This is a genomic window from Catellatospora vulcania (genome assembly GCF_009720385.1).
GTDB lineage: Bacteria > Actinomycetota > Actinomycetes > Mycobacteriales > Micromonosporaceae > Catellatospora > Catellatospora vulcania.
The window spans coordinates 104,155-117,888 of sequence record NZ_ML769301.1 but is presented as its reverse complement, the minus strand read 5'-3'; the positions used below and the strand labels follow the sequence as shown (position 1 = coordinate 117,888).

11 protein-coding genes are annotated in these 13,734 nt (G+C 70.5%); 1 reads left to right on the top strand and 10 read right to left on the bottom strand.

All coding sequences use genetic code 11. The features are described from left to right. Nucleotides 1-290: 290 nt before the first annotated feature. The 7 genes from F6W97_RS00540 to F6W97_RS00510 all read right to left on the bottom strand — a co-directional run bounded on the left by F6W97_RS00540 (nt 291) and on the right by F6W97_RS00510 (nt 10,362). Nucleotides 291-1,163, bottom strand: a complete 873-nt coding sequence (locus F6W97_RS00540) for a carbohydrate ABC transporter permease (RefSeq protein WP_230686286.1) — start codon at nt 1,161-1,163, stop codon at nt 291-293. Then, nucleotides 1,160-2,125 carry a carbohydrate ABC transporter permease gene (locus F6W97_RS00535; protein WP_196278911.1) on the bottom strand — a complete coding sequence of 322 codons (966 nt, stop codon included), beginning with the start codon at nt 2,123-2,125 and terminating at the stop codon, nt 1,160-1,162. The genes F6W97_RS00540 and F6W97_RS00535 overlap by 4 nt, the downstream gene beginning before the upstream one ends. 73 nt (nt 2,126-2,198) lie before the next feature. Next, nucleotides 2,199-3,509: an ABC transporter substrate-binding protein gene (locus F6W97_RS00530; RefSeq protein ID WP_155368079.1), complete on the bottom strand. Its 1,311-nt coding sequence runs from the start codon at nt 3,507-3,509 to the stop codon at nt 2,199-2,201. 65 nt (nt 3,510-3,574) lie between these two features. Further along, the gene (locus F6W97_RS00525) at nt 3,575-5,674 is read right to left on the bottom strand and encodes a glycoside hydrolase family 36 protein (protein WP_155368078.1); all 2,100 of its coding nucleotides are present in this window, start codon (nt 5,672-5,674) and stop codon (nt 3,575-3,577) included. 146 nt (nt 5,675-5,820) lie between these two features. Then, the gene (locus F6W97_RS00520; RefSeq protein WP_230686285.1) at nt 5,821-7,947 is read right to left on the bottom strand and encodes a carbohydrate-binding protein; all 2,127 of its coding nucleotides are present in this window, start codon (nt 7,945-7,947) and stop codon (nt 5,821-5,823) included. Between the two features lie 306 nt (nt 7,948-8,253). Further along, on the bottom strand, nt 8,254-9,306 hold the full coding sequence (locus tag F6W97_RS00515) for a LacI family DNA-binding transcriptional regulator (RefSeq protein ID WP_155368076.1): 1,053 nt from the start codon (nt 9,304-9,306) through the stop codon (nt 8,254-8,256). A 135-nt stretch (nt 9,307-9,441) separates the two neighbouring features. Beyond that, nucleotides 9,442-10,362: a hypothetical protein gene (locus tag F6W97_RS00510; protein ID WP_155368075.1), complete on the bottom strand. Its 921-nt coding sequence runs from the start codon at nt 10,360-10,362 to the stop codon at nt 9,442-9,444. Between the two features lie 324 nt (nt 10,363-10,686). Here F6W97_RS00510 and F6W97_RS00505 point away from each other — a divergent pair, with 324 nt between their 5' ends. Beyond that, nucleotides 10,687-11,679: a hypothetical protein gene (locus F6W97_RS00505; protein ID WP_230686284.1), complete on the top strand. Its 993-nt coding sequence runs from the start codon at nt 10,687-10,689 to the stop codon at nt 11,677-11,679. A gap of 72 nt (nt 11,680-11,751) precedes the next feature. Here F6W97_RS00505 and F6W97_RS00500 read toward each other — a convergent pair whose 3' ends face one another. The 3 genes from F6W97_RS00500 to F6W97_RS00490 form a co-directional block, all read right to left on the bottom strand. Further along, nucleotides 11,752-12,198 (bottom strand): nitroreductase family deazaflavin-dependent oxidoreductase, encoded by a 447-nt coding sequence (locus tag F6W97_RS00500; protein WP_155368074.1) that lies wholly within the window; start codon nt 12,196-12,198, stop codon nt 11,752-11,754. A 138-nt stretch (nt 12,199-12,336) separates the two neighbouring features. Next, complete coding sequence (locus tag F6W97_RS00495) at nt 12,337-13,302, bottom strand: hypothetical protein (protein ID WP_155368073.1); 966 nt, start codon at nt 13,300-13,302, stop codon at nt 12,337-12,339. A 1-nt stretch (nt 13,303) separates the two neighbouring features. Beyond that, complete coding sequence (locus tag F6W97_RS00490; protein ID WP_155368072.1) at nt 13,304-13,648, bottom strand: PadR family transcriptional regulator; 345 nt, start codon at nt 13,646-13,648, stop codon at nt 13,304-13,306. Nucleotides 13,649-13,734 lie beyond the last annotated feature (86 nt).

Genomic DNA, 13,734 nt, shown 5'->3' with positions numbered 1-13,734 from the left:
CGGACACGACATGGGGTGGCACCCGACGGGTGCCACCCCATGTCACCTGATCAGCCGCAGGACGACGACCACTCGAAGCCCGCGATCTCGTCGTCGACCCGCGTCTGTCAGCCGTCGCGCCCCGAGCCGTGGTTGCAGCGACCGATCAGGATCTGCTCCGCGTCATGGAGCAGATCGGCCTCGGGGCGCGGGGGCGCGGCCCTCGGGCGGGTTGCTGCCGCGCCCTGCGAGGTGGCCGCGACCACCCCCGCGAGGGCGGTCACGGCGGCGGCCGCCGAAATCCATCGCCGTCATTTGACCGCGCCGCTGGTGATACCTGAAATGATCTTTCGTTGGGCCACCGCGAGAACGATGAGCAGCGGCAGGCTCATCAGGATGATGTAGGCGAAGATGAGGTGCCAGTTGTTGAGGTAGAGGCCCGCGCTGGCGACCTGGAACAGGTTCAGCGGCAGGGTGTCGAGCCGGCCGCCGACGACGAAGAACGAGTAGAAGACGTCGTTCCAGACGTACAGGCAGATCAGGATCGTCGCGGTGGCCAGCACGGGGCGCAGCACGGGCAGGATGATCCGGATGAACACGACGGCGGGGCGGGCCCCGTCGACGCGGGCGGCCTCCTCCAGCGAGATCGGCACGGTGCGGATGAAGCCGGTGACGAAGAAGATGACGGTGGACAGGTAGATGCCCATGTAGACGCCGATCATCCCGAGCGAGCTGCCGGCCAGGCCGAGCTGGCGCAGCAGCAGCACGATGGTGACCACGGCCGGGGGCAGCACGATGCCGCTGATGGCCAGGGCGTAGAGCACCGCGTTGAGCCTGGTGGCACGGCGGGCCAGGACCCAGGCGGCCATCGAGCCGAGGGTGAGCACCCCGGCGACGGCGGGCACCATGACGAGCAGGCTGCCCAGGAACGCGGCGGGGATGTCGCCCTGGGTCCACACGTCGGCCAGGTTCTGCCCGAGCTGCCAGTCGGTCGGCCAGGACAGGTTCGGGGTGAGCGCTTCGCCCTGGGACTTGCCGGCGGTCGCGACGACCAGCCACAGGGGTACGCCGATGAGGACCGCGGCCAGCACGGTGACGAACGGCGGGCGCAGCCGCGACCAGATGCTCACCTCGTGCCGGCGGGCGCGGACCGGTCGGCGGGCCGGGTAGGTCGGCTGGGTCACAGGATCTCCTCACGCTTGCGCAGGAAGCGGATGACGGGGAAGGCGAGCAGCGCGACCAGCAGGAACAGCATCAGGCTCATGGTGGTCGCCTGGGCGAACAGGCCCTGCCCGAAGGTGCGGTAGATGAAGATGTTGAGGATCTCGGTGGTGCGGGCGGGGCCGCCCGCGGTGGTGGCCTGGACGATGTCGAAGCCGTTCATGGAGCCGAGCAGTGCGGTGGCGACGTTGAAGGTGACCGCGGGGGCCAGCAGCGGGAACCGGATGCACCAGAACGCCCGCCAGGGCGATGCGCCGTCGATGTGCGCGGCCTCGACGAGGTCGACGGGGATGGTCTTGAATCCGGCGAGGTAGATGAGCATGGACAGGCCCATCCACTTCCAGGCGTGGATGGCGGCGACGACCACGATGGTCCAGCTGGTGCTGCCGAGCCAGGCGGTGTGCACGTCGGCGCCGGTGAGGGCGGACAGCAGCCCGTTGAGGGCGCCTTCGGGCTTGAGCAGGGCCTGGAAGATGTAGCCGACGGCGAGCGCGGACATCAGCACGGGGATGAGGAACAGCACCCGTACGAGGTGGTTGAGGCGGGTGTCGCGTTCGAGCAGGACGGCCAGGGCGAAGCCGAACAGGTTCTGGAACACGGCGACGAGCACGGCGTAGCCGATGGTGATCCGCAGCGAGGCGTACAGGGTGCCGCTGCCGGCGAGATCGGTGAAGTTGTCCCAGCCGACGGGGTTGATCTGGCTCTTGAAACCGGACCAGTCGGTGAACGCGTAGACGAAGTTGAAGACGGTGGGCAGGAAGAAGAAGACGAACAGGATCGCGAACGCCGGGACGAGGAACCACATCGGGTGGGTGTGCCGGCTGATCGCCGAGCTGCGGCGGGCCCTGGCCGGCGTGGCCCGGGCGCTGTCCTGCGGTGGCGTTCCGGTGGGGACGCCGGTGGCGTGGTCGAGGACAGTCGACATGGGTGGCTCCTTTCGTGGTGTGCTCCGCGGTGAGGGCGGGGGTAGGCGGCCGCCCTCACCGCGGGGTCGGGGGTCAGAAGCCGGGTACGCCGGCAGCCTTGGCGAGCTGGGCGAACTGCTCCTGAGTGGTGGTCGCGACCTGTTCGGGGGTCATCGTGCCGGCGATCATGTCGGCGAGGTTGATGTACAGGTCGGGGTTGGCGACCGCGAGGGCCTGCATCGAGCCGACCGAGCTGCTCAGCGAGGAGTGCACGTCCAGCAGCGCCTTCGGAACGCCCGCGGGGCTCTGCACGGCGGTCTGCAGGGAGACGGTCTTGCGGTCGGCGATGAAGCCGGCGTAGCCGGGGCCCATCCAGTAGGCGAGCAGCTGGCGGGCGGCGGCTTCGCGCTTGGCGTCGCCGGTCTTGAACGCGACCAGGGCGTTGCTCTGGTCGGGGATGAAGGTGCCGACGTTGCCGGTCGGCGAGATCGGGAAGAAGCCGATCTTGGCGTCGAGGGTGGCGGTGTCGGCCTTGGCCTGCAGCTGGCCGAAGAAGGAGTTGACCTGTACAGCCATGGCGGCCTTGCCGGACAGCAGCGCCGCGCCCTGGTCGTCGAAGGTCGCGGTCTTGATGTCGGCGTTGAACAGGCCCTCGTTGATCAGCGCCTGGTACTGCTTGATGGCGTCGAGCACGACAGGGCTGGAGAACGTCTCCTGCTTCTTGTTGATCTTGTCCCAGAGTCCGGCCTTGGCGGCGTCGGCGAGCTGCACCTGCACCCACCACTGGGTGGCCCAGCGGTCCTTGCCCATCTCGAAGAACGGGGTGACGCCCTTGGCCTTGAGCTGCCGGGCGGCGGTGAGCATCTCGCCGAAGTTCTTCGGGGTGGCGGTGATGCCGTTGGCGGCGAACACCTCCTTGTTGTAGTAGACGCCTTCGACGGCGGGGCTGGTGACCAGCGCGGCGTAGCGGGCGCCGTCGAGCAGGCCGGTGATGTCGCGCAGCGCCGGGGTGAGCTTGTCCAGCCAGGGCGCGCCGTCGAGGGTCTGCAGGTTGGCCTTGGCGTTGAGGGCGGTGAGCATCGACGCGGTCGGCTGCCAGAACGCGAGGTCGGGCTTGTCGCCGGTGGCGACCTTGGTCTGCACGCTCTGCTCGTACGGGTCGGGGATGGTGACGACGTCGACCTTGGCCCCGGTGGCGGCCTGGAACGCCTCGATGACCTGCTTGGGCACGGTGTTGCTGTTCTGTGCGGCCCAGATGGTCAGTGTGACGCCGTCGAGTTTCGCGGTCGGCTCGGCCCAGGTGGCGGGCCCGCCGGTCGTGGTCTCGGAGGCGGGGTCGCTGCACCCGGTGGCCACCAGGGCCACCAGGGCCAGCGCGGCGAGGGCGCGCCTTGGCATTCTCATCGGTATCTCCTTGATTACTCGGTGGGAGGCACCGGCCCGGGGTCGGGCCGGACGGCGTGGGACGCCTAGTGGGCGCGGATGCGGAACATTCGCGCGGTCGGGGTCGGGGTGCGGCTTTCCAGGTGCAGGGTTGCGGTGTCGGCGTCCCATCGGCTCGTCCACGGGTCGAGGTCGCGAGGGTAGATCACGTCGACGGCCACGTCACGTCCGGCCAGGTGGGGCAGGTGCAGGGCGGTGTCGGAGCTCGCGCCGGGCCGGCGCCACACGGTCAGCCAGGTGGTGTCGGCCGCGGTGAGCGCGAGGCTGAGCCAGGGGTCGGTCCAGGCGGGCAGGCCCAGCGGCCAGTGCGCGACGGCGCTGCCGAGGTCGGCGCGTACGAGGTGGTGGGCCTGCACCGCGGCGGTCACCGAGGCGCGCTGGGGGTCGGTCATCGCGCCGAGGTCGCCCGACAGGTACAGCCGCCCGGCCAGCCCGGTGCACAGGGTGAACGCGATCTGCTCGTCGGTCATGTCGGGCTGCGGGTAGGCCCAGTTCGCGGCCTGCTCGGGCAGCATCGACATGGGCGCGGCGACCGCGATCGGCGGGTAGCGCAGGTAGTCCTGCTGGTCGCTGGTCGACTGCAGGTGCAGCCGCGACAGCAGCGCGTAGTCCATGCGCATCGCCCCGGACGCGCAGTTCTCCAGGATCAGGTGCGGGTGCCGGTCCAGGATCCCGTCCAGCCACGCCAGGTGTGCCCGGTTGTGGCCGAGCAGGCCACTGCCGGCGCTGGCCGCGGCCAGGTCGGTGCCGGGGCCCGGGTCGATGTTGTAGTCGAGTTTCAGGTAGCCGACACCCATGCCGACGAGCCGGTCCACGACCTCGTCGAGGTGCGCGACGGCCGCCGGGTGGCGCAGGTCGAGGTGGTGGCGGCCGTGCTCGACCAGGCGTATGCCGCCGCGCTGCAGGAACGCGGCCGCGGGCAGCCGGTCGGCCATCACGCTGCGGACTCCGATGACCTCGGGTTCCAGCCACAGCCCCGGCACCATGCCGCGCTCGCGGATGCGGTCCAGGACCTCGCCGATGCCGCCGGGGAACCGGGTCGTCGACGGCAGCCACTGCCCGACGCTGTCCCACCAGGCCCCGCCGTCGTCGTACCAGCCGGCGTCGATGCAGAACACGTCGGCTCCGACGGCGGCGGCGGCGTCGATAAGCGGCAGCAGCTTCGCGGTCGTCGGGTCGCCCATGAGGGTGTTCATGTAGTCGTTGAACACCACGGGCCGCCCGGCCCCCGTCAACTCCGGGCGGACCAGTGCCCGCCGGTGCGCGGTCAGCGCCGCCACCGCGCCGTCGAGGCCGCCGCCGGACACCGCGACCGAGACCGGCACGGTCGTGAACGACTCTCCCGGCCGCAGCGTCTCCAGCCACTGGTGGTCGAGGTCGGTCGGGCCGAGCAGCGCGACGTACGCCCCGGCCAGCCGCTCGCCGATCTCCCAGCGCCAGGCCCCGTTGTGCTCGATCTGCCACAGCCAGGTGTGCCCGGTGACCCGGTCGGTCAGCCCGGCGGTGGGCAGGTGCCGTCCGGTGGACCAGGTGCCGCCGCTGGTGACGGCGAGCCTGCCGCGTCCGTCCTGGCCGTGCAGGCCCAGGTTCAGGTCCACGGCCGCCGATTCGCGCAGCGCCCGGCGCGTCCACCGGCCCTCGGCCAGCCATTCGCTGTCGGCCGACAGCACGTCGAGGTCGTCGACGGGTCCCCCGCTGAACCCGGCGGCGAACGACGTCACGGCCTGCAGCAGCACCGGGTCGGCGCCCTCGTTGGTGACCGTGGTCCAGGTCTGGCAGGCGCTGACTCCCTCCGCCGAGCGTAGGAACACCGCGGCGGACAGCCCGCTCTGCTCGTCGCGCAGGTCGAGGCGCAGCTGGTGCCAGCGCCCGTCGACCGTCTGGGTGCTGCCGGAGTAACGCAGCCTGCGGCCGAGCACCGTGTCGTTGAGCCGCTGCGAGGTCTGGGCCCGCCCGGAGCCTGCCACGAGCAGCTCGACCAGCGGCTGGTTGAGCTCGGGCGTGCCCGCCCCGGCCGGGCCGCCCGACAGCGTGCGCAGGCGTACCGGCTCGTGCGGCGACACGTCCACCAGCACGGTCAGGGCGGCGTGGCCCCACCGGACGAGCTCGGCGGTGTCGATCGGCATGAACGTCTCTCCTCACTGGACACCCCGGTGCGGTGCCGGGGCATGGTTCACCGACGGTGTTGCGTGCGGCGATGGTGTTCCGGCTCGGTGAGGGCCGGGGGGTGCCTCCGCGCCGCTGCGGTGGGGCGGCGCGGAGGCGGCACGGGTCAGCCGATGGCGGCGGCCACCTGGATGCGGTCCAGGTCCGGCGCGTACCGGCTGCTGTTGGCGAACCTGATGGTGTTGGCGCCGGCGGCCAGGTCCACGTCGACGGTGGTGGTCCAGAAGTTCGACCAGCCCAGCGTGTTGCGGAAGTACACCCGCCTGGTCGCGCCGCCGTTGACGCTGATGTCGGCGTACCGGTCGACGACGTTGGTGTTGTAGTTGGACGCGCCCGCGCCCAGCTCGCCGTTGGCGTAGCCGACGACCACCCGGTACTTGCCGGCCGCCGGGGCGTTGACGTTGTTGAACTGCAGTGTGTTGGCCGCGCCGTTGCCGACGTAGCCGACGTAGGAGCCGCCGGAAGCGCTGCTGTTGGATGCCACGGCCGCGGTGCCGCCGCGGGTGTTGGCGCTGCTCTCGGCCTCGTAGTTGGTGATCGTGCCGGTCGTCGCGGCCACGTCGAGGTAGTCGAGGTTGACCGCGTCGGCGTCGTCGCCGGTGTAGGCGTCGACGTTGACCCGGTTCACCCCGGCGGGCAGGAACACCTTGGTGGTGACCGTGTTCCAGGTGTTCCAGTTCGCGGTGCCCGGCAGCGCCAGGGTGGTCAGCAGCGAGCCGTTGACGTTGAGCCGCACGGACCTGGCCGCGGGCGCGCCGGTGTAGGGCCCGGCGGAGTAGCGCAGGCCCAGGTTGTAGTAGCCGTTGCTCGGCGCGGTCACCACGAACTGGGTGCTCGCATTGCTGCTGGCGCCGTAGCCCTCGACGAAGTACGTGCCGGAGTAGCCGGTGTTGGCCCCGTACGTGATCGCGGCGCTGCCCGCGGTGCGGGCGTACTCGGCCTCGTAGCGGCTGCTCGACGCGGCGGACAGGTCGGTGTTCGGGGTGACGACCACGTGGTACGCGGCACCGCCGTTGAGGCCGGTCAGCGGGATGGTGACCTGCCCGCCGGAGGAGACGTAGTCGCCCTCCTTCACCAGGTACGGGCCCGGCGAGGCGTTCAGGCCGGAGGTGTTGACGCCCCACACCGTGGCGTGCACGGTCGTGCCGAGGTAGGACGCCGAGCCCAGGCCCTTGACGATCACGTCGGTGTCATAGGTGGTGCTGACGCTGGACGCGCCGCCGAAGACGACCCGGGCCTGCTTCTTGGCCGGGTCGAGGGCGGCCAGGCCCTGCAGGGAGCCGTTCTGCGTGGGCGGGGTGACCACGACGGTGTGGCCGGTCAGCTCGCCGTACCACTTGTACAGCCACCAGCCGCCGGTGGCCTGGTTGTTGCGGGTCACCAGGTCGTTGAGGGTGCCGGCCGAGGTCCAGTAGGCCAGGCAGCCGTCTACCTTGCTGTTCTCGAACCGGGTGACGAACTGGACCAGGTTGCCCGGCACGCCGAGGTCGCCGGAGGAGCGGCCGTACTCGTTGATCGAGATGGGGCGGGCGCTGATGCCGAGGCTGGACTCGATGGACCGGTAGTCGTTGTAGTGGGTGTACCAGCTGGTGAAGAAGTCGTTGCCCAGCTCGTGCCACGTCATGACATCCGGCAGCACGTTGTTGGCCTTGGCCCAGGTCATGAACGAGCGGTAGTGGCTAGCGTGGTAGGCCGAGTAGTTCGGGCCGGCGATGCGCGCCCCCGGGTCGATGGAGCGGATCTTCTGGTAGACCAGCTTCCAGTCGTTCTGCAGCCCGGCGAGATTGCCGGAGTACCAGATCCCGTCCGGCTCGTTGAACGGCACGTACACGTACGAGGTGCGGTACGGGTCGGCGACGATCTTGCGGGTCATCGTGTCGACCTTGGCGAGGTAGTCGTTGATGCCCAGGTTCTCGTACGGCCACTGGCCGTAGACGTCCTGCATGTACACCTGGATGTCCTTGCCGCCGGTGCGCTTGAACAGCGGCGCGACCTTGAGCGCGTCGCCGTTGGGGTGCTGCAGCCCGTCGGGCGCCTTCTGTGCGGTGACCTGCGGCCGCAGCGCCGCGAGCATGGTGTCGTTCGGGATGCCGTCGTCCCCGAGCCCGTAGAGGAACCCGGTCGCGCCGTAGCGCAGCGCACCGGTGTTCGTGGCGAGGTCGACGATCAGCTGCGGCGAGGCGCTGTGGGCGGGGGCGGGCCAGAGCAGGCTTGCCGTGACGGTTGCCGCCATGGCGATGGACCATGTGCGTCGGGACAGCATGGAGTTCCTCCTAGCGAACTGATCCGGTCCCGCCGTCGGTCGGCGGGGCCGGCTGCGCCGTTGCTGCTGACCGGTACACGCCGAGCCGGGACGGCACACCCGCGGCGAGCCTGGGCTTGCGCGCCGGTGCTGCTCACGGGCGGTCCGATCCCGATCGAGTGGTGGGCTCGCCGGGTGCGAGACCACCGATGTGACCGGTCACATTCTGTCTGTGGAAAGAGTGTGACCGGTCACATCGGGTCGCGCCAGTGCCGTTACCGGACTGTTACGCGCGGGCTACGGCTCGGTCCGCGGCGGCGCCGTCGACTCGCGCACGACCAGGCACGGCGCGATCAGCGACACCTCCGGCTGCGCGTCACCCGCCAGCTGTGCGACCGCCGCTTCGAAGCACGCCCGGCCCAGCCCGGCGAAGTCCATCCGCACCGTCGTCAACGCCGGCGTCCAGTACGCCGAACCCGGGATGTCGTCGAACCCGACGACACTGACCTCGCCGGGCACGTCACGCCCCTGCTCGTACAGCGCCCGCCGCACCCCGAGCGCCAGGTCGTCGTTGCCGCACAGCACCGCCGTGACCAGCGGGTCCGCGGCCAGCCGGCGACCCGCCGCATACGCCGCGGCCATGTCCCACCCGGCAGGCACCACCGCCGGGACGGGTGCGCCCGCGCGCTCCAGCGCATCGCGCCACCCGGCCTGCCGGCCGCTGCCGCCGTCCTCCGACGGGATCGCCACGTGGTGCACCGTGCGGTGCCCCAGCGCGAGCAGATGCTCGGTGGCCTGGGCGGCCGCGACGCGCTCGTCGAGGCAGATCACGACCCGGCCGGTGTCCCGCCGCCCCGACGCCTCGATCGCCGCCACCGCCGGCACGTCATCGTCCAGCGCCGCCAGCACCTTCGCACCGGCGGGGTCGAACGCGATGACCACGACCGCGCCCGCGCTGGGATCCGCGACATAGTCGGCGGCCTGGCGCACGTCGTCGGCGGAGTCGGACTCGATGACCCGGACCCCGACGGCGAACCCGGCCGCGCGCGCCGCCTCCTCGATGCCCTGCAGGGTGCTCGCGTAGCCGTAGAGCATCGTGTCGGCGGTGACCACGGTGACCGCTCGCGCCCGGCCAAGGCCCAGTGCCCGCGCCGAGCGGTTGGGCCGGAAGCCCATCTCCTCGATGGCCGCCAGCACGGCGGTGCGGGTGTCGGCGCGTACGCTCGGCGAGCCGTTGAGCACCCGGGACACCGTCTGGTACGACACCCCGGCGGCGGCGGCGACGTCGCGGATGCTCGGCGGCGTGCGCCGTGCCGCGGCCGGTGGCCCACCTGCGGTCTTGCGGATCATCACGCTATCGTGACCGGTCACACGCGCTCGGTCAAACCTTCGCCGACGGAGCAGTCCGGGTGGACTCGGAAAGAGCTTGCCCCGCCCGAGCGAGGTGCGGAGCCCGGGCGCCGGCCCGGGCTCCGCACCTCGCCGTCAGCACGGTGGGATATCGGCTCCGTTGTCGGCCTTGACCACATCGCTGGGCCAGTTGGCCAGGTAGTAGGCCGAGACCCAGCCGGTACTGCCCCACGGAGTGTCGAGGTCGGTCCACATCCAGTAATGGTTGAACCCGTACTCACCCTCGACGTAGCCGGCCGGAGCGGAGCAACGGAAGTAACTCGTGCCGGCCCACAGGGTGCCGCGATAGTCGGACCCGAGCAGCCCGTCGGTGTTGGCGAACGTGGTCGCGTAGTAGTAACCCATGCCCGCGGTGTTCGGTATCCAGGTCGGCGCGGTGCCGGCGGGCGGCACGTCCGGCGGCGGCGTGTTGTTGGTCGTGACCGAGATCGGGGTGTGCACGCCGTCGTAGGTGTAGGGACTGTTGGTGGACACCTCGTAGGAGTAGCTGGTCCCGGCGCCGAGTCCGGCGTCGGTGAACATGCCGCCCTGGCCCGACCAGACGTGTGTGCCGAAGCGGTAGACCCGGTACGTCACTCCCGGAATGCCGTTCCAGTACAACGTCACCGAGTTCGACGTGCTGGTCGCCGAGACGCCCTGCCCGTAGCACTGCTTGTAGGTGATCTTCAGGATCCGGCCGTCCCCGAACTTGTGCCAGATGCTGGGTTTGCCGCGCCGGTCGTCGTCCCAGCTGGCCACCGTGATGCTGTCGGTGCCGTCGCGCAGCTGGGCTCGCGTGACACAGCCGGTCTGGGACTGGAAGGCGTCGGCATCCCAGAACGTGCCGTATGGGGTGACCACGCGGGGCTGGCCGGGCGGGCAGGCATAGTCCTCGAACTCCGGGCTGGTGTCGCCGTAGCACCAGTCGTCGGCCAACTCGACGAAGCGGTTGGTGTTGTTCACCGTCTTACATGGATACACCGTGCACGGGCCGGCCGCGGCCGGGGACGCGGTCAAACCGACGACGGCAGTAGTCGCCAACAGCACCAATGGCATGAACATACGCACTGATCTGCGCACGATGCGCTCCCCCGTGTCGGATACCTACGTGACGACCATCCATATAGATGCGTGTCACGATGATTCATCACGCGGTGAGCTGCGTCAACAGCCGCCGCCATCTTGGCCCATACCAGGCACCATCGGCGACTCTCCGTAACGGAGAGTCTTCGCTCGGCGGCCCGCAACCAACTAGAATGAATGCGAATCGCGATGACGCGAGCCCGCCCGACGCACCTCAGAGGCTGTGCCGGGCGAACCTCGGGGTTAGAGGTGAAGGCTGTGACGGAATCACCATGGATCCGCGACACCCCGCCGTCAGTAACGCGGCGTGACTTGCTCACCGGATCGCTGGGAATCGCCGTGGCCCTCGGCGCCGGGCTGCCGCTCGGTCGCCCGAAGGCCCTCGTGGAACCGCCCGAGTCGCAGTGGACGATCTGCGCGCTGACGCCGGACAGGCGCCAGATCTACCGGTACGACCTGTCCCCGAAGAGCTGGAGTCTGCGCGGCAACGGGCCCTTCCTGGAGCTCTTCGGCGGCGGCTACGGGCTCGCGGCGACGGTCCCGGCCCAGCCGAAGGCCCCGCTGGCCGAAGGCGACATCCTGCTGTACCGCAACCGTTGCATCGCCTCGCACGCCTGGCATCCGATCGGCGGCGCGGGTGCCACGTTCGCGGTCACCGCGGACACGGTGTTCGGGCTGACGCCCCAGCGCGACGCCGTCTTCCGGTACAACGGCTGCCCCGGGCCCACGCCCGGCAGCGGCACCAGGTCCTGGATCAGGGTGGGCGGACCCGCCGGAATGATCTACGGCGGCGACTGGGGGCTGGTGGCGACGAACCCGAGCACCGGGGACGTGTTCCGTTATCTGAACGCGCCGGACAAATGGGAGTTCATCGGCGGCCCCGGGGCGACCTTCGCGGTGACCGGCGAATCGGTCTACGGCCTGAGCCCTGACCAGAACCAGGTGTACCGCTACGACGGCCACGGCAACTCGTGGACCAAGGTCGGCGGATGGGCGCGCCGGCTCTACGGCGGGCCGTGGGGACTGGCCGCCACCTCGCCCAACGGGGACATCTACCGCTACCTGGGCCAGCCCGAGCAGTGGCAGCGCATCGGGGGCCCGGGCTCGATGTTCACGGTGGCCGCCGACAGCATCTACGGCCTCAGCCCTGACCGCGACGGCGTGTACCGCTACTCCGGCTCCGGCGACGCCTGGGACTACGTGGGCGGCCCCGCCTATTCGATCGCGGCCTGCAGCAGGGTCTTCGGCTGACGGACCGGTGCGGTCCGGCCGGCCGGCCCGGGACGCTGTCGACGGTGCCCGCTCCGGCGGGGCCGCAGGCGCTCAGCTGCCGGTCGGCTCCAGGACGAAGACGGGGATCTGGCGGTCGGTCTTCTTCTGGTAGTCGGCGTACGGCGGATAGGCCGCGACCGCCCGGTCCCACCACTGCGCCCGCTCCTCGCCCGTCACCTCACGCGCTGTCATGTCCTGGCGCCGGGGCCCGTCCTGCAGTTCCGCCGTGGGATGCTGCCGGACGTTGTAATACCAGACGGGATGCTGCGGTGCTCCGCCCTTCGACGCCACGACGGCGTACCGGCCGTCGTGCTCGACGCGCATCAGCGGCGTCTTGCGGATCTTGCCGCTCTTGGCCCCCAGGGTGGTCAGGATGATCACCGGCAGGCCGGTGTCCAGCAGCGTCGTGCCCTCGGTGCCGCCGGAACTCTCATAAAGGTCCACCTGATCGCGCACCCACTTCTCCGGACTGGGTTCGTACTCACCCTGCAGTGGCATGGCATCCGTCCCTTCGCCGTCGCGTTCCTGGTCCTACGGTGCCTCGGATCGCGCCGCCGAGCTGCGCGTTTCCGAGATCTCGCCACCGGCCCGGCACGGTTCGGCCCGGAGGGCGCCCACCGAGCCCTCTGCTCGACGTCACGCTCGCACCACGGGTGGCCGTATCGACGCCGGGGTACGGCGGACGGTGACGACGATGTCGACGATGACGAACCCGACGACGAGCAGGAGGCCCAGTCTGGCGGTCCCGTCGGCGGCATCGGCGGCGAAGATCCGGCCGGCTGCGAGCCACCAGCCCAGGAGTACGAGCCAGCCCAAGCCCAGGACCAGGCGGACGAGGCGAGTGCGCCTGTCCCAGCGGCCGGCGATCAGCACCACCGTCTGGACCGCGAAGCCGGCAGCCCACAGCGGCAGCGCCCACACCGCCCGCCGGTGCAGGAACTGCGGGTCGAAGGCGAAGGCGTCCAGCAGGGGCTGCGGCAGGCCGGGAGCCCAGACGGCGAGCCACGGCAACGCGATCATGAGAGTCGCGCCGAGCATGCCGGCGGCGAGTCCCAGCACGATGGCGGGCCGGTTGACGTGGTCGCGGTCCAGCGTGCGCCGGGGCGTCCAGGGCTTGGCCTCCGGGCGGCGTCGTGCGAACGCGGCGCTGATCAGGGTGAGGGTGATCAGGAAGCCGGGCCACCAGAACGAGCCCAGTCCCCAGCTCAGCCACCAGGTGGTCAGCCTCCCCCACCAGCTGTCGGCATAGATCCATGCGTCGGTGGGGGCCGGGGTGGTGAAGGCGGCGGTCAGGGTGACGGCCCACTGCAGGACCAGGCCGCCCAGCGCGAGCCGGGCGAACCCGGGAGCGTCGGCGGGGCGGATGACGGTGAAGCCCGCCGGCCGGTAGCGGTCGGCCACCTCCTGCGGGCGGCCGAAGGCGGTGAGCAGCTCCAGCGCCGTGGCCGCGTCGGCGGGCCGGCCGCTGTCCGCGGCACGCCCGTCGAGGTCTTCGTTCAGCAGCGAGCGGAGCTCGTAGCCCACATCGTGGCGTTGGCGGCGGGGCAGGTGGCGTACGACGTCGTCGACGTAGGTCTCGATGATGGCCTTGGGGTCGTCCATCTCAGCCTTCCTCATCCACTAAGCGGTCCACGACCGAGGTCAGCGACCGCCAGGCTCCGGTCAGTTCGCGGTAGGCCTCAGCGCCTTGGACGCTGAGCGTGTAGTAGCGGCGCGGCGGGCCGTCGTCGACCTGCCACTGCGAGGCCAGCAGCCCCTGGCTCTCCAGGCGGCGCAGCAGCGGGTAGAGGGTGCCCTCCTCGATCGGCATGCCGCGCTCGGCCAGTGCCTGGCGTAGCGAGTAGCCGTACTGCTGAGTCCTGAGCTGCGACAGCACGGCCAGGACCAGCACGCCTTTACGCAGATCCTGTTCCAGCTTCAGCGACTGCCCGGCAGGGCTATCTACCATGCGGGCTACACTACATAGAGCCACACAGTAGGTCAATGGCGCTTCGGCCCCGGCGCGGGCCGCCCTCTCGTAGGGTTGGTCGGGTT